General features: G+C 59.2%; 19 protein-coding genes. 7 read left to right on the plus strand and 12 right to left on the minus strand.

Translation table 11 applies throughout. The features are described 5' to 3' along the window. Window positions 1-3: 3 nt before the first annotated feature. The 11 genes from xylB to IB245_RS07250 form a co-directional block, all read right to left on the minus strand. Window positions 4-1,500 carry a xylulokinase gene (gene xylB / locus IB245_RS07200; RefSeq protein WP_192227125.1) on the minus strand — a complete coding sequence of 499 codons (1,497 nt, stop codon included), beginning with the start codon at window positions 1,498-1,500 and terminating at the stop codon, window positions 4-6. Window positions 1,501-1,659: 159 nt separating this feature from the next. Next, window positions 1,660-3,132, minus strand: a complete 1,473-nt coding sequence (locus IB245_RS07205) for a mannitol dehydrogenase family protein (protein ID WP_192227126.1) — start codon at window positions 3,130-3,132, stop codon at window positions 1,660-1,662. A 16-nt stretch (window positions 3,133-3,148) separates the two neighbouring features. Then, a complete protein-coding gene (locus IB245_RS07210; RefSeq protein WP_008044257.1) occupies window positions 3,149-4,252 on the minus strand; it encodes an ABC transporter ATP-binding protein in 1,104 nt (367 codons plus the stop codon). 169 nt (window positions 4,253-4,421) lie between these two features. Further along, complete coding sequence (locus IB245_RS07215) at window positions 4,422-5,252, minus strand: carbohydrate ABC transporter permease (protein ID WP_008026557.1); 831 nt, start codon at window positions 5,250-5,252, stop codon at window positions 4,422-4,424. Between the two features lie 10 nt (window positions 5,253-5,262). Further along, window positions 5,263-6,189, minus strand: a complete 927-nt coding sequence (locus IB245_RS07220; protein WP_032828623.1) for a carbohydrate ABC transporter permease — start codon at window positions 6,187-6,189, stop codon at window positions 5,263-5,265. Between the two features lie 165 nt (window positions 6,190-6,354). Then, window positions 6,355-7,665, minus strand: coding sequence for an ABC transporter substrate-binding protein (locus tag IB245_RS07225; protein ID WP_192227127.1), 1,311 nt, complete (start codon window positions 7,663-7,665; stop codon window positions 6,355-6,357). Window positions 7,666-7,993: 328 nt separating this feature from the next. Continuing rightward, window positions 7,994-8,899 (minus strand): AraC family transcriptional regulator, encoded by a 906-nt coding sequence (locus IB245_RS07230; RefSeq protein ID WP_008026553.1) that lies wholly within the window; start codon window positions 8,897-8,899, stop codon window positions 7,994-7,996. 95 nt (window positions 8,900-8,994) lie between these two features. Beyond that, the gene (locus IB245_RS07235; protein ID WP_192227128.1) at window positions 8,995-9,870 is read right to left on the minus strand and encodes a phospholipase; all 876 of its coding nucleotides are present in this window, start codon (window positions 9,868-9,870) and stop codon (window positions 8,995-8,997) included. Window positions 9,871-9,989: 119 nt separating this feature from the next. Then, on the minus strand, window positions 9,990-10,883 hold the full coding sequence (locus tag IB245_RS07240) for a phospholipase (RefSeq protein WP_192227129.1): 894 nt from the start codon (window positions 10,881-10,883) through the stop codon (window positions 9,990-9,992). Window positions 10,884-10,933: 50 nt separating this feature from the next. After that, on the minus strand, window positions 10,934-12,235 hold the full coding sequence (locus IB245_RS07245) for a glycosyltransferase (protein WP_192227130.1): 1,302 nt from the start codon (window positions 12,233-12,235) through the stop codon (window positions 10,934-10,936). Window positions 12,236-12,326: 91 nt separating this feature from the next. Further along, entirely contained in the window at window positions 12,327-12,692 is a 366-nt protein-coding gene (locus IB245_RS07250) for a response regulator (RefSeq protein ID WP_192227131.1), read from the minus strand. Window positions 12,693-12,954: 262 nt separating this feature from the next. On the opposite strand from IB245_RS07250, the gene IB245_RS07255 reads away from it, so the two are divergent. The 5 genes from IB245_RS07255 to IB245_RS07275 all read left to right on the plus strand — a co-directional run bounded on the left by IB245_RS07255 (window position 12,955) and on the right by IB245_RS07275 (window position 19,499). Further along, window positions 12,955-16,446, plus strand: a complete 3,492-nt coding sequence (locus tag IB245_RS07255) for a response regulator (protein WP_192227132.1) — start codon at window positions 12,955-12,957, stop codon at window positions 16,444-16,446. Beyond that, window positions 16,446-17,279: a CheR family methyltransferase gene (locus IB245_RS07260; protein ID WP_008044275.1), complete on the plus strand. Its 834-nt coding sequence runs from the start codon at window positions 16,446-16,448 to the stop codon at window positions 17,277-17,279. The genes IB245_RS07255 and IB245_RS07260 overlap by 1 nt, the downstream gene beginning before the upstream one ends. After that, window positions 17,276-17,869 (plus strand): chemotaxis protein CheB, encoded by a 594-nt coding sequence (locus IB245_RS07265; RefSeq protein WP_192227133.1) that lies wholly within the window; start codon window positions 17,276-17,278, stop codon window positions 17,867-17,869. The genes IB245_RS07260 and IB245_RS07265 overlap by 4 nt, the downstream gene beginning before the upstream one ends. Further along, entirely contained in the window at window positions 17,863-19,044 is a 1,182-nt protein-coding gene (locus tag IB245_RS07270) for a hybrid sensor histidine kinase/response regulator (RefSeq protein WP_192227134.1), read from the plus strand. Before IB245_RS07265 ends, IB245_RS07270 begins: the two co-directional genes overlap by 7 nt. 77 nt (window positions 19,045-19,121) lie before the next feature. After that, window positions 19,122-19,499 (plus strand): response regulator, encoded by a 378-nt coding sequence (locus IB245_RS07275; RefSeq protein ID WP_008026542.1) that lies wholly within the window; start codon window positions 19,122-19,124, stop codon window positions 19,497-19,499. 181 nt (window positions 19,500-19,680) lie between these two features. Here the strand turns inward: IB245_RS07275 and IB245_RS07280 are convergent, their stop codons facing one another. Then, window positions 19,681-20,736 carry a tetratricopeptide repeat protein gene (locus tag IB245_RS07280; RefSeq protein ID WP_192227135.1) on the minus strand — a complete coding sequence of 352 codons (1,056 nt, stop codon included), beginning with the start codon at window positions 20,734-20,736 and terminating at the stop codon, window positions 19,681-19,683. A 179-nt stretch (window positions 20,737-20,915) separates the two neighbouring features. Here IB245_RS07280 and IB245_RS07285 point away from each other — a divergent pair, with 179 nt between their 5' ends. Together IB245_RS07285 and IB245_RS07290 are read left to right on the plus strand one after the other, a co-directional pair. Next, window positions 20,916-23,063, plus strand: a complete 2,148-nt coding sequence (locus IB245_RS07285; RefSeq protein WP_192227136.1) for an FUSC family protein — start codon at window positions 20,916-20,918, stop codon at window positions 23,061-23,063. After that, on the plus strand, window positions 23,053-23,253 hold the full coding sequence (locus IB245_RS07290; RefSeq protein WP_008026537.1) for a DUF1656 domain-containing protein: 201 nt from the start codon (window positions 23,053-23,055) through the stop codon (window positions 23,251-23,253). Before IB245_RS07285 ends, IB245_RS07290 begins: the two co-directional genes overlap by 11 nt.

Consider the following 23,253-nt stretch of genomic DNA (forward strand, 5'->3'; position numbering starts at 1 on the left):
TCTTTAAAGGGTTGCGACATGCTGTTGATAGCGTTCATAGGCCTGCTGACAGGCCGTTACATTTTCTGCAATCGGCAGGGATTCGCTGGCCGGATCGAGCTTCACGCAACGCTCGCACAAGTCCGCGAGGCTGTCTTCGTGGCCGTTTGCCCAGGATTTGCACCATGCCGCCTGAATCGCCGCGCCGAGGGCGGCGGCTTCGCTTTGTTCGGTGCAGATCACCTTGGTGTTCATGATATCGGCGACAATCTGGCGCCACACCTGGCTTTTCGAGCCGCCGCCGATCAGGCAGATGGTGCGGCTTTGTAAGCCATTGTGGCGCAGCAGGTCCAGCCCATAACGCAAACCGAAGGTCGTGCCTTCGACCACGGCGCGGCACAAATTGGCTTGCGTCAGGTTGGTCATGCTCAAGCCCAGCAGGCTGCCGGTGGCGTGGGGCAGGGCGGGGACGCGCTCGCCGTTGAGAAACGGCAGCATGCTCACACCTTCGGCGCCGATCGGTGCTTGCGCGACGAGGGCGTTGAACTGCTCGATATCCAGCTCGAACAGGTCGCGAATCACCCCGGTGGCGTTGGTCAGGTTCATGGTGCAGATCAGCGGCAACCAGCCACCGCTGGAGGAACAGAACGTCGCGACCGACGCGTCAGCGCTGACGGTCGGTTGATCGGCATAGGCGTACACCGTGCCCGAGGAACCGAGGCTCATGGTGATCGCGCCGGGCCGGATGTTGCCGGTGCCGATAGCGCCCATCATGTTGTCGCCACCGCCGCTGGACACCAGCGCCTTGGGGTTGATGCCCAGGTGCTCGGCGATGCCCGGCAGGATCGTGCCCACCGCTTGATGGGCGTCGATCAGCTCCGGCAGCGCCGCTTGCAAGCGACCGCTGGGGTCAATGTCGCGCAGCAGCTGCAAGTCCCACTGGCGGGTGCGCACGTTGAAATAACCGGTGCCCGAGGCATCGCCGTATTCGCTGCAGCTGCGGCCGGTCAGCCAGTAGTTGAGGTAGTCGTGGGGCAGCAGGATGCGTGCGATCCGGGAAAAAACCTCCGGGTGCTGTTCTTTGGTCCAGAGCAGTTTTGAAACGGTGTAGCCCGGTGCGATGACCACGCCGAGGCGTTCGAGCGAGCCTTTTTCACCGCCAATGTGCGCCAGTAGACGGTCGTTCTCCGGAGTGGATTCGGTGTCGCACCAGAGCTTGGCGGGGCGCAGTACCTGGCCTTGATCGTCGAGCAGGACCAGGCCGTGTTGCTGACCGGAAACGCCGATGCCGAGGATGTCCTGACCGTCGACGTTTGCCGCGATCAGCGCACGACGCGTGGCAGCAGTGAATGCTTCCAGCCATTGCGAGGTGTCCTGCTCGCGACGGCCATTGGCGCCGCTGATCAACGTGTGCGCGGCGGCGCCCTGGCCGAGGACCTGACCGTTGCGGGCATCTAGGATGATGGCCTTGGTGCCTTGGGTGCCGCAGTCGATGCCGAGGAATAATTGTTGGTTTGGCATGGGAGGTCCTTGGTGTGTCAGGTCTATCGGGGTGAAGCCATTCGCGGGCAAGCCTCGCTCCTACAGGGGAAATTTAGTGGACGCGGATTTTGTGTACGACACCGATCCAATGTGGGAGCGAGCCTGCTCGCGATGACGGCGGTGATGTCACCGCCGCTTTTACGCCAACACCCGCTCCAGCGTCCGCGTCACACCCACTTCGCGCAAACTGTTACAGCACCACTCAAACGCCGCGACAAACTCCGGCGAATGCGCAATCGCCGTACCAAAAATCTCCTCCACCCCCAGCAGCCGCTGGGTCATCAACGCATCATCGGCCACCAGCGCCTGACAAAACGCAGCCCGCGGATCGGGAATGGCGTAGGTATCACCATTCTCGTCCACACCCTTCAAATACAACGCCCAAGCCGCCACCACCAGCGCCGTACGCTTGGTCTCCCGGCCATCGGCAATCAAGCGGTTGATGGTCGGAATGGTGAACTTGGGAAACTTCGACGAACCGTCCGAGCACACACGCTCCAGCTGATCGGCAATCGCCTGATTGGAAAAGCGCTCCACCAGGGTGTTCTTGTAATCAGTCAGATCAATCCCCGGCACGGGCGACAGTTGCGGCGTCACGTCCAGGTCCATGTAGGCGCGCATGTATCGAACAAACAGCGGGTCGTTCATGGTTTCGTGAACGAAGCGGTAACCCTTCAAAAACCCCAGGTACGTCAGCGCCAGGTGACTGCCGTTGAGCAGTTTGATTTTCATCTCTTCGTACGGCGTGACGTCGTCGGTGAACTGTACGCCGACCTTTTCCCAGGCCGGGCGACCGTTGACGAACTTGTCCTCCAGTACCCACTGCACAAACGGTTCGCAGACCACCGGCCAGGCATCGTCGACCGCGTGTTTGTCGGCCAGTTGCAGGCGATGTTCGGTGCTGGTCATCGGCGTGATGCGGTCGACCATCGCATTCGGGAAGCTGACGTTCTCGGCGATCCAGTCGTGCAGGTCTGCATCGCGCAGCGCGGCGAAGGCCAGCAGCGCTTTGCGGGTGACCGCGCCGTTGTGCGGCAGGTTATCGCAGGACATCAAGGTGAACGCCGGCGTGCCCGCAGCCCGGCGTTTGGCCAGCGCGGCGCAGAGAAAACCGAATACGGTTTTCGGCGAATCCGGGTGCGCGAGGTCGTGCTGGATCTGCGGCAGGTGGGCCATGAATTCGCCGTTGCTGTCGTCGATGCAGTAACCGCCCTCGGTGATGGTCAGCGAGACGATGCGGATCTCGGGACTCGACAGTTTGTCGATCAACGCTTGCGCGCCGTCCTCGGCCAGCAGCATGTCGCGGATCGCGCCGATGACCCGGACTTCGGTGTCATCGGTGTCGCCGAGTTCAAACAGGGTGAACAGGTAATCCTGCTCCTTCAGGTCGTCCCGGGCGCGGCGGTCTTCGGCGCGCAGGCCGACGCCGCAAATCGCCCAGTCCAGACCTTCGCCCGTGTTCATCAAGGCGTCGGTGTAATACGCCTGATGGGCGCGGTGGAAACCGCCGACGCCAATGTGCGCGATGCCTTGGCGGGCGTCGCTCAGGGCGTAGGCGGGCAAGACCACTTCGGGTGCGAGGTGGTGCAGGTTCTGTTTATTCAGTTTCATCACAGGCTCTCTGAAATCAGGCCGCTGCGCGCAACGGGCGGGTCAGCGCCACGCCGTCGGCATCGAATAAATGGCAGTGTTCGGCGTCCAGGTGCAGGCTCAGCGCCTCGCCATAACGGCTGGCCAGATCGCCGCGAACCCGCATGGTCAGCGCTTCACCGGAGGCGGTCCGGACGTGGCAGAAGGTGTCGCTGCCCAGTCGTTCGCTGACGTCGGCGGTGACCTGCAAGGTGCAATCGCCGGTTTTTGCCAGCTCCAGATGTTCCGGGCGAATACCCAGCGTCACCGCGCCACCGACGCTCAGGCTGGCGCCGCTCAGCGGCAACGTGATGCGGGTGCCGGCATCGAGCGCCACTTCGCAGCTTTGGCTGTCGACACGGGTGACTTTGCCTTTGAGGAAGCCCATCTTTGGTGTGCCGAGAAAGCCTGCGACAAACAGGTTGGCGGGCTGGTGATACAGGTCCAGCGGCGAGCCGACCTGCTCGATCTTGCCACCATTGAGCACGACGACTTTGTCGGCCATGGTCATGGCTTCCACCTGGTCGTGGGTCACGTAGATCATCGTCGCTTGCAGTTCTTTGTGCAGGCGCAACAGTTCCAGACGCATCTGTACGCGCAGGGCGGCGTCGAGGTTCGATAGCGGTTCGTCGAACAGGAAAATTTTCGGGTTGCGCACGATGGCGCGGCCGATGGCCACGCGTTGACGCTGGCCGCCCGACAGTTGCTTCGGTTTGCGCTCCAGCATCGGCCCGAGCTCAAGGATGCGCGCCGCCTCGCCGACTTTCTTCTCGACTTCGGCTTTCGGTACACCGGCCAGGTCGAGGGCAAACGACATGTTTTTGCGCACGCTCATGTGCGGGTACAGGGCGTAGGTCTGGAACACCATCGCCAGGTCACGCTTGGCCGGGCTGACTTCGGTGATGTCGCGGCCGTCGAGTTCGATGCTGCCGCCGCTGACTTCTTCCAGGCCTGCGATCAGGCGCAGCAGGGTGGATTTGCCGCAGCCGGACGGGCCGACGAAGACCACGAATTCCTTGTCGTTCACTTCCAGATCGATGCCTTTGATGATGGAAAAGCCTTCGAAGCCTTTTTGCAGATTCTTGATTTTCAGGTTGGCCATGGTGATGGGCCTCCGCTTGTTTTTATTCAGTTGAGCCGGATTAGCTTTTTGTAGGAGCCGGCTTGCTGGCGATGAGGCCCTTCAATATTGCATCGCTCTCAAGGCCGTCATCGCCAGCAAGCCGGCTCCTACAGGGGATCGGGTTGAGTCAGAGATCCAAGGAGTCGATTCATTTCACCGCGCCAAACGACAGGCCGCGGACCAGTTGTTTCTGGCTGATCCAGCCGAAGATCAGGATCGGCGCGCAGGCCAGGGTCGACACCGCCGACAACTTGGCCCAGAACAGCCCCTCGGGGCTTGAGTACGAAGCGATCAACGCGGTCAGTGGCGCGGCTTTCGACGAAGTCAGGTTCAGCGACCAGAAGGCTTCGTTCCAGCACAGGATCAGCGACAGCAGCACTGTGGAAGCCAGGCCGCCCTTGGCGATTGGCAACAACACGCGAACCATTTCCTGCCACAGCGTGGCACCGTCCAGACGTGCGGCTTCGAGGATGTCTTTGGGGATGTCCTTGAAGTAGGTGTAAATCATCCAGACCACGATGGGCAGGTTGATCAGCGTGTAGATCACGATCAGTGCGATGCGCGTGTCGAGCAGGCCAAAGCTCTTGGCCAACAGGTAGATCGGCATCAGCACGCCCACTGGTGGCAGCATCTTGGTCGAGAGCATCCACAGCAGCGTGCCTTTGGTGCGCTGGGTTTCGTAGAACGCCATCGAGTAGGCCGCCGGCACCGCGATCAGCAGGCACAGCGCCGTGGCGCTGAAGGAAATCACCACCGAGTTCCAGGCAAAACTGAAGTAATCGCTGCGCTCGTTGATGTGCAGGTAGTTCTCCAGCGTCGGTGTGAAGATGAATTGCGGCGGCGTGGCGAACGCATCGATTTCGGTTTTGAAACTGGTCAGCACCATCCAGAAAATCGGGAAGAAGATCAGGATCGCGATGGCCCAGGCCAGCGTGCCGAGCAGCACACTTTGCAGACGACGGGATTGTTGAAGGGTCATGGCGCGGGCCTCAGGCTTTGTCTGTCAGGTTTTTGCCGATCATGCGCACCAGCACGATGGCCGCGATGTTGGCGATCACCACCGCAATCAAACCGCCGGCGGACGCCATGCCGACGTCGAACTGCACCAGCGCCTGGTTGTAGATCAGGTAGGCGAGGTTGGTCGAGGCGTAGCCGGGGCCGCCGTTGGTGGTGGTGAAGATTTCGGCGAACACCGAGAGCAGGAAGATCGTTTCGATCATCACCACGACGGCAATCGGTCGTGCCAAGTGCGGCAGGGTCAGGTGCCAGAAGATCGCAATCGGCCCGGCACCGTCGAGTCGCGCGGCTTCTTTCTGCTCCTGGTCTAGGGACTGCATGGCGGTCATCAGGATCAGGATCGCGAAGGGCAGCCATTGCCAGGACACAATGATGATGATCGACAGCAGCGGGTAGTGCGCCAGCCAGTCCACCGGTTGCGCGCCGAACAGTTTCCAGACGTAGGCGAGAATCCCCGACACCGGGTGGAAAATCAGGTTCTTCCAGATCAGCGCACCGACGGTGGGCATGATGAAAAACGGCGAGATCAACATCACCCGCACGACGCCGCGACCGAGAAAATCACTGGCCTCCAGCAACGCACTGATCAACACCCCGAGCACTACGCTGATCAGCAATACGCTGCCCACCAGCAACAAGGTGTTGGTGGCGCCGGGCATGAACCCGGAGTCCGTCAGGAAGTAGGTGAAGTTCTCAAGCCCCACGAACTCGTTTTCGCCCGGGTTGAGCAGGTTGTAGCGGATCATCGAGAAGTAAACAGTCATGCCCAGCGGCACGATCATCCACAGCAGCAACAAGGCCACCGAGGGGCTGACCAGAAACCAGCCGGGGTTGGCCAACCGGCTTTTACGCACCGGCTGGGGAATGTCCATGTGAGCTTTGGCAGTTGAAATATTCATGGCGATCAAAACCGATTAGCGATAGGCGAACGAAGATCAACTGTAGGAGCGAGCGGTGCGGCGATCCGACTTGCCCGCGAAAGCGATGGTTCTGGCGAAAGATATTTGTCGGATGTACCGACGCTTTCGCGGGCAAGCCTCGCTCCTACAGGGGGCTTTGCGGGGTTACTTGGGGTAACCCGCGCGCTTCATCTCACGCTCGGTGGTTTGCTGGGCGGCGGTCAGGGCCTGGTCGACCGTGGTCTGACCGATCAGCGCCGCCGAGAACGACTTGCCTACCTGAGTGCCAATGCCCTGGAACTCGGGGATGGTCACCAGCTGAATGCCGATGTAAGGCACAGGCTTGAGCGTCGGCTTGCTTGGGTCCGCCGTTTTCAGCGACTCAAGCGTGACCTTGGCAAATGGCGCGGCGCTCATGTACGCCTCGCTGTAAGTCGAGGCCCGCGTGCCTGGCGGTACGTTGGCAATGCCGTCTTTTTCCGCGACCAGTGCGCCGTATTCCTTGGAGGTTGCCCAGGCACTGAAGGTCTTCGCCGCGTCCTTGGCTTTGGAGCTGGTCGGAATCGCCAGCGCCCAGGAATAGAGCCAGGCCGAGCCTTTGTCGGTGGTCTGGTGCGGTGCGTAGGTGAAGCCGACGTGCTCGCTGACCTTGCTCTGGGTTTTGTCGGTGACGAACGAACCGGCGACGCTGGCATCGACCCAGATCGCGCATTTGCCGCTGTTGAACAGCGCCAGGTTTTCGTTGAAACCGTTGCTCGACGCGCCCGGCGGGCCTGACTTCTTCATGGTGTCGACGTAGAAATTCAGGGCGTTTTTCCACTCGGGGCCGGTGAATTCCGGTTGCCACTTCTCATCGAACCAGCGCGCGCCATAAGCATTGGCGACGGTGGTGATCAGCGCCATGTTCTCGCCCCAGCCGGCCTTGCCGCGCAGGCAGATGCCGTACTGCTCTTTATCCTTGTTGGTGAGTTTGCCGGCGAATTCGCCGATCTGTTCCCAGGTCGGATGTTCCGGCATGGTCAGCCCGGCGTCCTTGAACAGGTCGGTGCGGTAATAGGTGATGGAGCTTTCGGCGTAGAACGGCAAGGCATACAGCGAACCCTTGACTGACAGGCCTTCACGCACCGAAGGGAACACGTCGTCGAGGTCATAAGTGGCCGGCAAATCCTTCATCGGTTCCAGCCAGCCCTTGGCGCCCCAGAGTGCAGCTTCGTACATGCCGATGGTCAGCACGTCGAACTGCCCGCCCTGAGTGGCGATGTCGGTGGTCAGGCGCTGACGCAGGACGTTTTCTTCGAGCACCACCCAATTGAGCTTGATGTCCGGGTGCTCGGCTTCGAAGGTTTTCGAGAGCTTTTGCATGCGGATCATGTCGCTGTTGTTGACGGTGGCGATGGTCAGGGTCTGAGCGCCGAGGCTGACGCTGCTGAGGGTCATGCAGGTGAGGGCTAGCAGAGCTTTTACAGAAGGTTGCATCGTGCACTCCTTTTCTGCACCCGGAGGGGACAGAAGGACAGTTATTGTTTTTGTGTCTTCCGGGGCAGGAAGAATGTGCACTGATTACAGCCTTCAATTGAGGATGAGACAAATCATCCATCGCACTTGAATTGATACTATTTTGCACTGCTGTCAGGGGTGGGGGATGCAGGGATAGGCGTTGCAGCGGTGTGCGGGGATAGAATTTGTACAGGTTTTAGGGCGCCTTCGCGGGCAAGCCTCGCTCCTACAGGGGGGGGCGCAATTCCTGTAGGAGCGAGGCTTGCCCGCGAAGGCGATCTGGAAATCAACGCATGACGCGAATGGATTAACCCAGGTTTTGTTCAGTCAACCGCTGCACCGCTAACCGCCGATAGTGCGATGGCGTCATGCCTTTCAACTGCTGAAAACGCCGATTGAAATTGGAGATATTGTTGAAGCCCGACTCGAAGCACACATCGGTCACCGGTTTGTCGCCGTCGGCCAGCAGTTCACAGGATTTGCTGATGCGCAGCCGGTTGACGAACTCGATGAAGCAGCGCCCGGTGGCTTGCTTGAACACTCGACTGAAATAGGTCGGCTTCATGCCCAGGTGCTCGGCGACTTCCTCCAGCGGCAGTTCACGGGCGTAGTGGGCAAAGATGTAATCCACCGCGCGGTTGGTGCGATCGATATTGTGTTCATCCGCCAGTTGCGGCGTTGTGGCACCGGACAGCAGTTGGTAGTCGTCGGTGGCTGCGAGCAGCTCCAGCAAAATGAAAAAGTGCCCGAGGCGGGTCATGCCTTTGGTGTCGGCGATTCGCTGCATCAAGGTCATCGCCTGGCGGATGGTGTGCTTGCAGCGAAACTCGATGCCGTACTGCGCGCGCTCCAGCAAGGGCGCCAGTGTCTTGAGTTCGGCAAACACCTGGTGGCCGCTCTCGAACAGCTCGTCGGTGAAGTTGACCAGCATGTCCCGCTTGGGCACCACTTCGTCCTCGGCGACCTGGCTGATCCAGTTGTGGGGCAGGTTGGGGCCGGTGAGGAAGAGTGTTTCCGGATAGAAGTTGCCGATGTAGTCGCCAATGAACACCTTGCCGGAGCTGGCGACGATCAGGTGCAGTTCGTATTCCTTGTGAAAATGCCAGCGCACCAAGGGGCAGGGGAAACCGTGCTGGCGATAGATGATCGACAACCCGTTATGGTCGTCCATCAGTTCGTAGGAAGGATCGGTGACTCTGGCAGTCCGGGTCATATCAGGGCGCTTTTATTGTTATTGCGCCCTGATCATGCCTCTTTACCGGCCGACATTGCCAGCCTGGGGCATGTCGACCGACGTCATGCGCCCGGTTACGGATGCAGGGCGCTGCCATAAACCGCCTTCATGCTCGACGCGCTCCAGCAGTAACGCACGATGTCTGACTCATCGAAAAAGTCGGTGCTGACAATGCTGCATCGCGTCACCCAGTCCCGGGTCGGGTTGAACCAGGCGTTGATCTGGTTCTTGATGTCCTGAGGCCCGCCCAGAAAACCGTAGCTGGTGGCCGATAACGACCAGAGAAAGCTCTCGAACGGTGCGTCTTGCAGCTCGTTGGCTATGTGGCGTTCCAGTTCCGCCGTGTCGGTGAAGGTTTCGCCGCTCCATTTGTGCGGGATGCGCGGCCAGAAGTAATCATCGTCCAGCCCCCGCACAACGTGCGCTGCCAGCACCAGCCTGCGGCGGGTGCTCATGCGTTTGAGTTGACCCACCGTTTTCGACGCGTCGTAGGACGGTATGACTCGGTGCCCGAGTCGACTCACCAGCAGGTCATTGAGTTTCTTGTGGTCAAAACGCTTGGCACCGTCGCCCATTTGGTGGAAGTCGAAGACGATGAACTCGTCCGGGTTTTGATCAAGGAACGCGGTTGTCGCGTCGATCAGCTCATCAAGGACACGATGAGACTGAAAGCCATTGTGATGAAAGTAGAAGATCGATTGGTCGTGCCCCTCGGTGTAACCGAGACGGATATCAAATGCCCGTGCACCATTGGCCAGTTGCCACGCAAATGAATCGTTCTGACACGTGGTCCAGTTACCAATGACAACATCAAAGTTGGGGGCTTTTTTGTCCATGCCGCTGTTGTGAGTGCCTGGCCAGATCAACTCGGTCAACTTCAGTCGGTCGATGTCGGGCACATTACTCATCCATTTATTTTTGTCGAGCGTACCTTGTAAAGATTGGGTCATTGTCATTCCTGATAGTGGCTTCAGCCCATCCGTGGGATGAAGTGGATATATGTAGTTTCAAGCATAGGGGGGCGTTCCAGCATTGCCAGTGACGGAAACATCTGCACAAATTAATAGTGTCAGGCGTTGGCTTTGATCAGATTGGCCATCCGGCAATGGCTGACCAGATTCGATGTTTCAAAAAAGTCTGCATTGATAATGCTGCACCTTAGAATCCACTCGCTGACGGCCGGGTCAAACCATTGATCAAGCTCTTCGCCGATGTTCACCGGACCGCCTACGGCGTGGTAACTGGTGGCGGAGAGCGACCATGGCATGTCGCTGGTTGGCGGGTATCGCATGACCTGCGTGATATGCGCGTTGAGATCACTGATGCTGGTCGTCCCGATTCCGCTCCATTCGTGCGGAATGTACCGGCAAAACAAGGTGGCATCGAAGCTCGGGTGATATTCGGCGGCAACCAGCACACGCCGGGCATGACTGGCCCGTTTCAATTGACCGAGTGTCAGGTCCGCATTCCTGTAAGGAATTATCCGGTCACCCAAATGAGTCATCAGCAGGCGGTTGAACTCCCGATGGTCAAAGGCCTGGTTGCCTGCATTCAACTGATGAAAATCCAGCACGATGAACTCATCGGGGTTTTCCTGCAGAAACCGGATCACGCTCGTGATCAGGTCTTCCAGGGAGCGGGAGGAGCGAAAACCGTTGTGCTGGCACCAGAATGTTCCGACGCCATTGCTGCCGATTACATACTCCAGCCTGATATCGAGCGCGCGGGCGCCTTGGGTCAATTGATAGTAGAACGTATGGGTCTGGCAAGCGGCCCAGTGACTGATGCCCGGCGCCGCATACGAGGCCTTTTTGTCCACGCCGGCATTATGCGCGCCAGGTAAAACAAGTTCCGCAAGCGAGAGTGAATCAATGGCCGGAAGTTGGGTCATCCAGCTATTGGTTGTAAATGATTGGTTGTTGTAGAGGAAATCAAGCTTAGTTGCTGTTAGATCGTTATTCATTGTGCGTCCTTGCACAGTAGGTTAATCGTCAGAGGAGACGATTCTAACGATCAAGTGTCATCTTTAGTTCGGTTTTTCGCTTCAATCCATTGCGCCATGTATTGAGTGCTTTTATGTTGATGGTGGCGCAACATGCTGCCGGTAAAGTTGTCCCGTCTTAGTGTCGGCAAGTGCTGTTGGCAATACTCGAGTTTTGCAATCAACGCCGGGCCGTGGGTGTGCAGTTGGTAACGTTCGGCCAGCAGTTCCAGGCCAACAGCCTGGGCGTTCGACCATTGGGCCTGGTCTTTATAGAGTTGCACCGCGCTATCGGCAAACTCGCGTGCCGTGCGGGTCACGGCGCCCGGCCAGGGGCCTTGGCCATACATCGCTTCGGCACCGATCGGCGTGGTGACATTCGGTGTACCGCAAATCATCGCATCGACGATTTTGCCCTTTATGCCCGCACCGAAACGCAACGGCGCCAGGCACACGCGAGCGGCCGACATCACTTGCAACGCGTCTTCTGCCCAGTTCATTACATGGAAACCTTGCGCCGCATTGTGCAGCGCGGTCGCCTTGGGTGGAGTGTAGGCTCCGTAGATGAGCAAACGAGCGGTGGGCAATTGCTCGCGGATCAGTGGCCAAATGGTGGTTTTCATCCAGAGCACCGCATCCCAGTTGGGCGCGTGACGGAAGTTGCCAATACTGAGGAAGTCCGCGCGCTCCTCAAAACCCGCCAGCGGCGCGCTCGGTGGATCGACCATCAACGGGCACCAGTGCAGCAGGCTGCGTGGCACCTTGAACTGCTCGACCAGCAACTCGATTTCCGTTTCGGAAATCATCAGGTTCAAGTCGCAGCGATACAACGCAGCGATTTCCCGCTTCGCCAGGTCGGTGTCGGCCATCAGTTCGAATTCTTCACGCAAGGCCGGTGCGAACAGCCCGCTGAAGTCATTGTCATCGTCGCTGGCCTTCAACCGGTCCTTGAGCCGTTGATGCCGGGCATGGCGCAGGCTTTGCAAATCCTGCGTTCCGAGCACGCGCAAGGCATCGGGGCAGTGCTTCTCGACACGCCAGCCGAACTGTTCTTCCATCATGAATTGCTCGAACAGCACGATGTCCGGCGCCAGTTCGCGGACAAACACATCGAAACTGCTGTTGTTCAGTTCAATCGGCACTTCACGAATGCCCAGCGCCGTCAGGTCTTCCTGATGTTCGCCAGCGCCGGCGGGGCTGCTGAAGGTCACGTCCCAGCCTTGTTGCAGAAACGTCCCGAGCAGTTGCATCACATACCCACCCGCCGCGGAAGAGCGTGGCTCGGGCCAGACGTAGCCGATAACCAGGACTTTGGTGGCGCGGGGCAGACTCATGCAGGGAGATTCCTTGAAGCGGGCAGGGGAATAAAAGCGGGGCGCAATTAAACCACAGCCGAGGACGATTCCTCAGCCCGCTCAACGAAGGCTAGGTAATAGCGAGAATGCCTTTGACCTTGTCGCGCAATTGATCAATGGAAAACGGTTTGCCGATCACATGCATTCCGGCGGGCACCTCAATATTTTCTGCGTAGCCGCTGGCAAACAGGACGGGCAGTTCCGGGCGTACCATGCGCGCCTGCGTGGCCAGTTCGCGGCCATCCATGACCGGCAAACCGACGTCGGTCATCATCAGATCGATGTATTGATCTTCATCATTGAGAAATGCCAGCGCCTGCTCGCATCCGTTCGCCTCCAGAACCTTGAATTCCAGCTCCTCCAGCACATCGACGATCAGCATGCGCACAATGTCGTCGTCTTCAACGACCAGGATGATGGATGTTTCAGCGGACATAATGGGGGTTCTCAACAGTTGAATTCGCAGTGACCGGCCGATCAAAAACGCCGGGCTCTAGCATGAGTAAGTAACGGACCCCGACAAGTTCCCGACCCCACTGGAAAAAGAATAGCTGTACCAGGGTGGACAAGGATAACCGCTCCTTTGCGCTGGGGCAGTTGAATGTAGGATTTAGCGCACAATCACGTCAGAAAATTGGATCAATGCGGCAGATTTGAGGCAGACTCCCTGGATTCCAACAGTTCGACAAGGCCCTCCCATGACCACTGCGTCTTCGGTTGACGAGCAACGATTTCGTAAACTCCTGAGCCGCAACGTCAGCCTGCCGTTGGGTGTCGGTGTGCTCAGTGCGGTGTTCTTTGTCTCGCTGATCACCTATCTGCTGTCGGTGATCCAATGGGTCCAGCACACCGACCGGGTGATCAATAACGCCAATGAAGCGGTCAAGCTGACCGTCGATCTGGAGACCGGCATGCGCGGTTTCCTGCTCAGTGGCGACGAGAGATTTCTTGAACCCTACGAAACCGCCAAGCCGAGAGTCGCGGTAGCGGTCAAGACCTTGCTCGAACTGACGGCGGACAACCCGGTGCAAACCGACCGCCTGCAACGGCTCCAGGCCCTGCAGGATGAATGGGCGACTTACGCGCAGAACATGATCGACTTGCAGCATGCGGGCGGTGACTACCGCAGCGCCATCAAGGCCGGGCGCGGCAAACGCCTGACTGATGAAATCCGCAAGCAATTCGAAGACGTGATCGACATGGAGCAGCAGTTGCGCGCCACGCGTAACGAAGAAGTGCGCCGCAGCACGATCTGGAGCATCAGCCTTTATCTGCTGTTCATTGTCGGCATCAGCGGGTTGCTCGCCTACATTGGCAGGCGGGATCTGCTCAACCTTTCGCAAAGCTACAGCGCCAACCTGGCCGCGCAGCAGGCCAGTGCTCATCGACTGGAACAGCAGGCCTGGCTGCGCAATGGCCAGACCGAGCTGGCCGAGCAAGTGCTGGGGCAACTGTCGCTCAATCTGTTGGGGCGCAACATTCTGCAGTTTTGCGCGCAATACCTCGGCACGGCGGTGGCGGCTATTTATGTACGTGAAGAACATGGCGGCCTCAAGCGCATTGCCTCTTACGGTTTTTCCCGTGAGCAGGAAGCCCTTGAACAACAGATTTACAGCGACGAAGGGATTGTCGGGCAAGTGGCGCAACAGGCGAAGCTGATACGCCTCGACAACGTGCCAAGCAACTATTTCAAGGTCAGTTCCGGCCTCGGTGAAGGTTTGCCGCACAGTGTGCTGGTGGTGCCGACCAGTGATGACGATCGGGTCAACGGGGTCATCGAACTCGGCTTCCTGCGCCCGTTGAACGACCGCGACATCGAACTGCTCGAACTGATTGCCGGCAACATCGGCACTTCCATCGAGGCCGCGCGCTATCGTCAACGCTTGCAGGAAGTGCTGGCCGAAACCCAGCAACTCAACGAAGAACTGCAAGTTCAGCAAGAAGAACTCAAGACCGCCAACGAAGAGCTTGAAGAGCAATCAAGGGTTCTCAAGGAGTCCCAGGCGCATCTGGAAACCCAGCAGGTTGAGCTGGAGCAGACCAACGAACAACTTGCCGAACAGGCCCAGACTCTGGCCGAGCAACGCGATGCCATGGACCTGAAGAACACCGAACTCAATCAGGCCCAGGCCCAGCTCGAAGAGCGCGCCGAAGAGTTGCAGCGCTCCAGCAAGTACAAGTCCGAATTTCTCGCCAATATGTCCCACGAATTGCGCACGCCGCTGAACAGTTCGTTGATCCTGGCCAAGTTGCTGGCGGAAAACCCGCAGGAAAACCTCAGCGCCGAACAGGTCAAATTCGCCGAGTCGATCTATTCGGCCGGTAATGATTTGCTGAACCTGATCAACGACATTCTCGACATCTCCAAGGTCGAGGCCGGCAAGCTGGATATGCGTCCGGAAAACACCAGCGTCGCCCGCCTGGTGGACGGTTTGCGCGGGATGTTCCAACCATTGGCGACGGATAAACAGCTGGATTTCCAGGTCGATGTGCAGCCCGGCGCACCGATGATGATTTTCACCGACCGCCAGCGTCTGGAGCAGGTGGTGAAGAATCTGCTGTCCAACGCGGTGAAGTTCACCGAGAAAGGCACGGTCAGCCTGACCGTCGCCAGCCAGCCCGGCGACGGCATTGCCTTTATTGTCCGCGATTCCGGGATCGGTATCGCACAAGAGCAGCAGGAAAGCATTTTCGAAGCGTTCCGCCAGGCCGACGGCACCACCAATCGCCGTTACGGCGGCACCGGGCTGGGCCTGTCGATTTCCCGTGATCTGGCGGCACTGCTCGGCGGTTCCATCAGCGTCACCAGCGAACCGGGGCAGGGCAGTGTGTTCACCCTGGTCTTGCCGCAGCAATACGTTGAACCGGGCGAGACGCCGCTCGAGCCGATGCAGGCCTCACCGGTTGCGCTGACGCCGAGAGCACCGGCGCCTGCCCTGGTGCCGCTGATCGCCGAAGTCGATATCCCGCGTTTCGACGATGATCGAGGCAAGGCACCTTTCACCACTCGCTGCATTCTGGTGGTGGAAGATGAGCCGAACTTCGCGCACATCCTCTACGATCTGGCCCACGAACTGGGTTATCAGTGCCTGGTGGCCCACGGCGCCGACGAAGGTTATGACCTGGCGAAGGAATACATTCCCGACGCCATCCTGCTGGACATGCGCCTGCCGGACCACTCTGGCCTGACCGTGTTGCAGCGCCTGAAGGAACACGCGGAAACCCGACACATCCCGGTGCACGTCATCTCGGTCGAAGACCGGGTCGAAGCCGCGATGCACATGGGCGCCATTGGTTACGCGGTCAAGCCGACCACCCGTGAAGAGCTCAAGGACGTGTTTGCCCGCCTCGAAGCCAAGCTGACCCAGAAGGTCAAACGCGTGCTGTTGGTGGAAGACGACGACTTGCAGCGCGACAGCATTGCCCGGTTGATCGGCGACGATGACATCGAGATCACTGCTGTCGGCCTCGCGCAGGATGCACTGGACCTGCTGCGCACCACCGTTTTCGACTGCATGATCATCGACCTGAAACTGCCCGACATGTTGGGCAATGATCTGCTCAAGCGCATGTCCACCGAGGACATCTGTTCGTTCCCGCCGGTGATCGTCTACACCGGGCGCAACCTCACTCGCGATGAAGAGACCGAACTGCGCAAGTATTCGCGCTCGATCATCATCAAGGGTGCGCGCTCGCCGGAGCGTCTGCTGGATGAGGTCACACTCTTTTTGCACAAAGTCGAATCGCGGTTGTCCCATGAACGGCAAACGATGCTCAAGACCGCGCGCAGCCGCGATAAGGTCTTCGAGGGTCGCAAAGTGCTGTTGGTGGACGACGATGTGCGCAACATCTTCGCCCTCACCAGCGCGCTGGAGCAAAAGGGCGCAATCGTGGTCATCGGCCGGAACGGTCGTGAAGCGATTGAAAGACTGAATGAAGTGGAGGACATCGATCTGGTGTTGATGGACGTGATGATGCCGGAGATGGACGGTTTCGAGGCGACGAGCCTGATCCGTCAGGACCCGCGCTGGCGCAAGCTGCCGATCATTGCGGTGACGGCCAAGGCCATGAAGGACGATCAGGAGCGCTGCCTGCAGGCCGGCTCCAACGATTACCTGGCCAAGCCCATCGACCTGGATCGCCTGTTCTCGCTGATTCGCGTGTGGTTACCGAAGATGGAACGCATTTAGTGGAACGCAATTATTCAGTGGAGCGAAGTAGCGAAATCGAATTGCGGTTGTTGATCGAGGCGATCTACCTCAAATACAGCTACGACTTTCGTGATTATTCCGGCGCGTCGATCAAACGCCGCGTCCAGCATGCGTTGAGCCAGTTCGAGTGCGCGACCATTTCGGCGCTGCAGGAAAAGGTGCTGCACGATCCAACCGCGTTCATGCAGTTGCTGCAATTGCTGACGATCCCGGTCAGCGAGATGTTCCGCGACCCTTCGCACTTCCTCGCCATTCGCCAGGAAGTGGTGCCGCTGCTCAAGACCTACCCCTCGATCAAGATCTGGATCGCCGGTTGCAGCACCGGAGAAGAGGTGTACTCGATGGCGATTCTGCTGCGCGAGGAAGGTTTGCTCGATCGCACCATCATCTATGCCACCGACATCAATCCGCGCTCCCTGGACAAGGCCAAGCAGGGGATTTTCTCCATGGAGAATGTCCGGGCCTACACTCATAACTACCAGCAGGCAGGTGGCCAGCGTTCATTCGCCGACTACTACACGGCGGCGTATGGCTACGCGATATTCGACAAGAGTTTGTGTGAGAACGTGACCTTCGCCGACCACAGCCTGGCGACCGACAGTGTCTTTTCAGAAACTCAATTAATTTCGTGCCGTAATGTTTTGATTTACTTCAATAAAAAGCTCCAGGACAGGGCGTTCGGGTTGTTCCACGAATCCCTTTGTCATCGCGGTTTTCTGGTGCTGGGCAGCAAGGAAACCCCGGATTTTTCGGCCTTCGGCAACCAGTTCGAGCCGTTGGTCAAACAAGAACGGATCTACCGTAAATCATGAACAGTGCAGCGGATTTGCCTTCTGTGGAGGCTATCGTGATCGGGGCTTCGGCCGGTGGCGTGGAGGCGTTGCTGAGCATCCTCAGCCCTCTGCGCGAAGGCTTCGTGCTGCCGATCATCGTGGTGCTGCACCTGCCGGACGAGCGTCGCAGCCATCTCGCCGACGTGTTTTCCCGAAGAGTCGCCATGCGCGTTGTCGAGGCCCATGACAAGACGCTGATTGAAGCGGGCACGCTGTATTTCGCCACGCCGGGCTATCACTTGTCGGTAGAGCAGGACCGCAGCTTTTCCCTGAGCCTGGAAGACCGCGTGCATTATTCGCGGCCCGCCATCGATTTTCTGTTCTCGTCGGCGGCGGATGCCTACGGTCCCGCCCTGGCCGCCGTGCTGTTGACCGGCGCCAACCGCGATGGTGCCAGCGGCCTGGCCGAGGTCAAACAGCGTGGTGGCCTGACCATCGTCCAGGATCCGAAAGAAGCCCAAGTCGCGACCATGCCCCTGGCGGCGCTGGATGTTCACCAGCCAGACCATGTTCTCCCTATCAACGACATCGGCCGTCTGCTTGTCGAGCTGGAACGAATAGCATGCTAAGTAACATCCAGGCCAAACTGCTGATTGTCGACGATCTGCCGGAGAACCTGTTGGCGCTCGAAGCGCTGATCAAACGCGAAGACCGCATCGTCTACAAAGCCTTGTCCGCCGACGAAGCCTTGTCGCTGCTGCTGCAACACGAATTCGCCATGGCCATTCTCGACGTGCAGATGCCCGGCATGAACGGCTTCGAACTGGCCGAGTTGATGCGCGGCACGGAAAAAACCAAGAACATCCCGATTGTGTTCGTCAGTGCCGCCGGCCGTGAGCTGAACTATGCGTTCAAGGGCTACGAAAGCGGCGCCGTGGACTTCCTGCACAAGCCGCTGGATATCCACGCGGTCAAGAGCAAGGTCAACGTGTTCGTCGATCTGTTCCGCCAGAGCAAGGCCATGAAGCAGCAGGTCGAAGCGCTGGAGCAGAGCCGCCGCGAGCAGGAAGCGCTGCTTAAACAGTTGCAGAGCACCCAGCAGGAACTGGAGCAGGCGGTGCGCATGCGCGATGACTTCATGTCCATCGTCGCCCACGAAGTGCGTACGCCGCTCAACGGCCTGATCCTCGAAACCCAGCTGCGCAAGATGCACCTGGCGCGCGACAACGCCGCAGCGTTCACCCTGGAAAAGATGCACGCGATGGTCGACCGCGACGAGCGGCAGATCAAAAGCCTGATTCGCCTGATCGAAGACATGCTCGATGTGTCGCGCATTCGCACTGGCAAGCTGTCGATCCGACCGACACGCTTCGATCTGTCGGCACTGGTGCGCAACTTGTTACAAAATTTCGCCCCGCAGATCGATGCCGCCGAATCCTCGGTCACCCTGGACGCCGAGCATCCGGTGGAGGGCAATTGGGACGAATTTCGCATAGAACAGGTGATTTCCAACCTGCTGACCAACGCCTTGCGATACGGCGCGAAGAGTCCGATCACCGTGAAGGTGTACAGTGAGAGCGGTCAGGCGCGGGTGGACGTACGCGATCAGGGGATCGGCATTGGTGAAGAAAACCAGAAGCGTATTTTTCAGCAGTTCGAACGGGTTTCGGCCAAACACGCCGTCGCCGGGCTGGGCCTGGGGTTGTTTATTTCAGAACAGATTGTGACCGCCCATGGCGGTACCATTACCGTCGAGAGCCGGATTGGCGAAGGCGCCTTGTTTCGCGTTTGTCTGCCGCTGTAGGAAAACAGCCATTTAAACGCAACCTCTGATCGACCTCACGGTCGTATCAGCAGCTATTGACCGAACAAAGGCTACCCATGAGTGAAGATGCACAAGATGTCGTACTGATCGTCGAGGATGACCCTTCGATCCTGATGGTGCTGTCGGCCTACCTGTCGGGTGAGGGTTACCGGGTATTGCAGGCCGAAAACGGCGAGCAGGCCTTCGAGATTCTGGCGAGCAAGCCGCATCTGGACATGATGATCACCGACTTCCGCCTGCCGGGCGGGATCTCTGGCGTGCAGATCGCCGAGCCCGCCGTGAAACTGCGACCGGAGCTCAAGGTGATTTTCATCAGCGGCTACCCGCAGGAAATCCGCGAGACTGACAGTCCGATCACGCGCACGGCGCCGATTCTGGGTAAGCCGTTTGATCTGGATGTGTTGCAGGAAATAATGCAGGACATGCTGTCCTGAGCATGGCTCGACAGGTTGTCCCAGACCTGTAGGAGCCGGCTTGCTGGCGATGGCGTAAGTTCTGACACTGCGCGTTATCGTTCTTCGCGGGCGAGCCTCGCTCCTACAATGCTGCGTCGTGTTGCCCCGATCCTGTAGGAGCCAGCTTGCTGGCGATGGCGACCGCAAGATCAGCGATGATTTAAAGCCCTTGCTGCAGGGCGGGATCGTCCGGATTGAGCTGTTCGAGTTGCGCCAACAGAATCTGCACGTTTTGCAGTTGTCCGCTTTCTTTCCAGTAGTTGATCAACAACACCCGTGCCTTGCGGTCGGCCGGATGGCGCTGGACGATTTCCTGCAACTGTTTCTGCGCCGCTTCCAGCTCTTGTTCGCCATGCAGCGTGGTGGCGAGGTCGTAGCGGTAATCCTTGTTGTCCGGTTCCAGCTCCACGGCTTTGGACAGGCCGAGCAGGGCGAACTCACTCTGCCCGTGATGCAGCAGCCAGAGCCCCAGGGCATGTTGCAGGTAGGCGGAATCGGGTTGAGCCTTCAATTGTTTGGCCAATAGCAACCGGGCGGCTTCGCCTTGGCCCTGTTTGTCCAGCACCTCGATCTGCATCACCAGTGCCGGCAGATTGTCAGGCGCAAGGCGCAACGTGTTCTCCAGCGCCTGTTGCGCCGCCTTGAATTCGCCGTTGTGCAGATGCAGCCGGGCCAGTTGGTACTGGTTGTCCGCGCTGTCGGGCGCACTCGTGAGCACTTGCTCCCACGCGTCGATCGCCTGCTGCAACGGCCCAAAGTACAAACCAAGGTCGTCCGGCGACAGTCCCAGCAATGCGTTCACGGCGGCAAACCGCACGCTTTGTTCGCTGTCATCGAGCAACGGGCCCAACAGCAGGCTGCGCTGCCCGCTGGGGACTAAACCGCTGATGCTTTTGATCGCAGCGATGCGCACCTCGGCCGCCGGGTGTTGCAGGTCTGCGTCTGCCAGTTTCAGGGCGAGCGGGCTGGGATAATTGGGCAGTTCGGCATGCAGCCAGACACGGCGTTTGGGCGAAATGTCAGGGCGACCCAATTGCTGGTACAAAACCCGCGCTGCGCCCGGTTGCCCGGCCCGCGCCTGGGCCAGCGCTTCGCTGAAACCGCGCTTGATCGCCTCCGGCACCACGGGCGTTGTACTGCGCAGCAACAGCCACGCAAGGCCGATGGCAAACAGGACACAGAGGCTGATGATCAGGTAACGGCGGGACTGGGGCATGCAGGAATCCGGTAGCAGGCAAGCTTTTGCAAGGTTGCCAGCTTCGGTCAGGCCGGGCTGTGAGTCAAACCCTGAGGCCATTGCGCAGCGAATAGTCAGTATTTTTCCTACAAGTGCTGTCGACACTGAAACCCTGTCGAGCCGCCGAAGCAGTGACTACGCTTGCTGGAGATGACTCGATGAGCGTTCCCATGCAACCGCTGCTTCAATACTTCAAGGCAATACTCAACCCCGGGCCGGGGGTGGTGTTGTTCGCCTTGAGAACCATCGCAGCCGGGCTGTTGACGCTGTACCTGGCGTTCCTGTTCGACCTCGACCAACCCAAGTGGTCGATCATGGCGGTGGTCATCGTCAGTCAACCATTGGGCGGAATGGCCCTGGCCCGCAGTTTCGGCCAGGTCATCGGCACCACACTCGGGGCCGTCGTCGCGGTGGTGATCATGGCCATTTTCCCCCAGGCGCCGTTGCCTTTCATCGTGACCCTGGCCTTGTGGCTGGCGTTGTGTACCGCCGGCGGCACCTTGTTGCGCTACACCAGTTCTCAGGCATTTGTCTTGAGCGGCTACACGGCGGTGGTGGTGGCACTGCTGGCAGTACCTGATCAGGACGGCACGTTCCTGTTGGCCGTGACCCGCGTCACCGAAACCTTGTTGGCGGTGGCCTGCGTGTGTGTGGTCAGCCTGCTCACCGCGCGCCCGGAAACCGTGGCCCGGGACTATTTCGCCAAAATCGATCAAGTCATCAAGCTGCTGGCAACCCATGCGGCTGCGGTCATTCGTACCGAAGAAAGCGAGGCTGACTTTCACCGTCGGCAGATGCAACTGCTGGGGGAAATCAGCGCCCTCGAAGGCGTGCGCAGGCATTTGTATTTCGATGCGCCACGGTTACGCAGCGCCAATGGTCTCGTGCAGTTACTGGGCAATCAGCTCGTGTTGCTGACCTCGCGGCTGACGGCGCTGCGTCACCAGCGAGAACTGCTGACCGAGCGTTGGCAAGGGGCATTACCCGAGGAAATCCAGCGTTTGCGCGCCGAAGAGCTGGCCTTCCTCGATCAACTGGCCCTGCAAGGGCGCTCGCTGTCGAGCGAGGCGCGGCACCATTTCGCGGCGCTGCAACAACGTTTCGATGATCAAGCCTACAAGGCTGAACAACTCACCGAGACGATGCCTGCCACGTTGCGCTCCCTGGCCTGGGCACTGCGTTGGGAGCAGGCCCGGATGTTGGAGCAACTGGGACAGATGCTGGAACTGAGTGACGCAATCCAGGAAGAGCGGGCGGCCAGTAGCGTATTCCGCGGCCAGGAGAATCCGTTGCATCTGGACTATACGTTGGCGGCAATGAACGCAATCCGCGCCTTTACTGCATTGGTGGTGGCCGGGTTCATCTGGATCGAGACCGGTTGGGATGGGGCCCGGGGCGGGATGATTGTGGTGGGGATTCTCTGTTCGCTGATGGCAACTTTTCCCCGGCCATTACTGGCCAGCCAGAGCTTTGCCAGGGGGCTTGGGCTCGCGTTGGTGGTGTCGGCGCTCTACCTGTTCTTGCTGATTCCGATGATCAATGGCTTCGAGCTGCTGGCCTTGCTGCTCGCTCCGTTGCTGTATGCCGTCGCGGTGGGGCTGTCGAGCCCGCCAACCACGGGCACCGGCATCGGCCTCGGATTGACGACAATGTTGTTGCTGGGCCCGCAAAACGTCGGTGTCGGTCAAAACACCGCGATTCAGTGGTTCGAGTTTGCCGGCGCCTATATCAGCGCCGCCGCGCTCGCACTCAGTGTCTATGCCCTGATCTTCCCGTTCCGACCCGTCTTGCGGATGCGTCGGCTGTTCAATGAGAACTGCCAGCAGGTCTACGCTTTGCTGAAGACCCCGGCCACCGACGAGCAACAATTTGCGTTTGAAAGCCGCATGGTCGACCGCCTGACCATGATGTTGGGGTTGTTGCCGGCGATCAGTGACAAGCATTCCAGAGACCTGTTTGAAGTCAGCCTCGGGTGCATGGCACTGGGTGTGGCGTTGAATCAGCTCAGGCAACAGGCGCAAGGCAACACGTTGCTCAGTACCGATCAATTGAACCGTTTGCTGGCGGCGGTCCGCGAAACAGGGCGATTGATTGCCGGGCGCGCCGGGATCGACCTTGAACGGTTGCTGGAGAACCTGCATGTCCTGGGTGATGAAATGGACGACTTGCATCTGGACGTTCATGAACACCTGTGGTCGGTCTTCAGGATGCGCGTGGCGCTATTGATTGTGGTGTCGTTTCTGGAGCGATATCGCGCCTGGTTTCAACCCGCCGAACAGGAAGGAGACCCCATCCTTGCCCATTGACCTGGAAGTAGGCGGCGTCTATTTGCCGCCGATCGCGCAGGCGCTGTTGCTGGCTTTGCCGATTTTCCTGCTACTGGACTGGACCTTGCGCCGCCTCGGTGTGTTGCGGTTCGTCTGGCACGAAGCCTTGTTTGAAGGTGCGTTGTACGCCTGCGTTTGCGCGACGCTGATTCTGGTGATGGGAGCCTGA

This window comes from Pseudomonas sp. PDM02 (assembly GCF_014852285.1).
GTDB classification, from domain to species: domain Bacteria; phylum Pseudomonadota; class Gammaproteobacteria; order Pseudomonadales; family Pseudomonadaceae; genus Aquipseudomonas; species Aquipseudomonas migulae.

Excerpts from the sequence above, each read along its gene's own strand:
- IB245_RS07215 (WP_008026557.1), bottom strand. The coding sequence starts at position 5,252 with ATGACCCTTCAACAATCCCGTCGTCTGCAAAGTGTGCTGCTCGGCACG.
- IB245_RS07265 (WP_192227133.1), top strand. The coding sequence starts at position 17,276 with ATGAACAGTGCAGCGGATTTGCCTTCTGTGGAGGCTATCGTGATCGGG.
- IB245_RS07235 (WP_192227128.1), bottom strand. The coding sequence starts at position 9,870 with ATGACCCAATCTTTACAAGGTACGCTCGACAAAAATAAATGGATGAGT.
- IB245_RS07205 (WP_192227126.1), bottom strand. The coding sequence starts at position 3,132 with ATGAAACTGAATAAACAGAACCTGCACCACCTCGCACCCGAAGTGGTC.
- IB245_RS07250 (WP_192227131.1), bottom strand. The coding sequence starts at position 12,692 with ATGTCCGCTGAAACATCCATCATCCTGGTCGTTGAAGACGACGACATT.
- IB245_RS07225 (WP_192227127.1), bottom strand. The coding sequence starts at position 7,665 with ATGCAACCTTCTGTAAAAGCTCTGCTAGCCCTCACCTGCATGACCCTC.
- IB245_RS07270 (WP_192227134.1), top strand. The coding sequence starts at position 17,863 with ATGCTAAGTAACATCCAGGCCAAACTGCTGATTGTCGACGATCTGCCG.
- xylB (WP_192227125.1), bottom strand. The coding sequence starts at position 1,500 with ATGCCAAACCAACAATTATTCCTCGGCATCGACTGCGGCACCCAAGGC.
- IB245_RS07280 (WP_192227135.1), bottom strand. The coding sequence starts at position 20,736 with ATGCCCCAGTCCCGCCGTTACCTGATCATCAGCCTCTGTGTCCTGTTT.
- IB245_RS07275 (WP_008026542.1), top strand. The coding sequence starts at position 19,122 with ATGAGTGAAGATGCACAAGATGTCGTACTGATCGTCGAGGATGACCCT.
- IB245_RS07285 (WP_192227136.1), top strand. The coding sequence starts at position 20,916 with ATGAGCGTTCCCATGCAACCGCTGCTTCAATACTTCAAGGCAATACTC.
- IB245_RS07255 (WP_192227132.1), top strand. The coding sequence starts at position 12,955 with ATGACCACTGCGTCTTCGGTTGACGAGCAACGATTTCGTAAACTCCTG.
- IB245_RS07230 (WP_008026553.1), bottom strand. The coding sequence starts at position 8,899 with ATGACCCGGACTGCCAGAGTCACCGATCCTTCCTACGAACTGATGGAC.
- IB245_RS07210 (WP_008044257.1), bottom strand. The coding sequence starts at position 4,252 with ATGGCCAACCTGAAAATCAAGAATCTGCAAAAAGGCTTCGAAGGCTTT.
- IB245_RS07240 (WP_192227129.1), bottom strand. The coding sequence starts at position 10,883 with ATGAATAACGATCTAACAGCAACTAAGCTTGATTTCCTCTACAACAAC.
- IB245_RS07245 (WP_192227130.1), bottom strand. The coding sequence starts at position 12,235 with ATGAGTCTGCCCCGCGCCACCAAAGTCCTGGTTATCGGCTACGTCTGG.
- IB245_RS07220 (WP_032828623.1), bottom strand. The coding sequence starts at position 6,189 with ATGAATATTTCAACTGCCAAAGCTCACATGGACATTCCCCAGCCGGTG.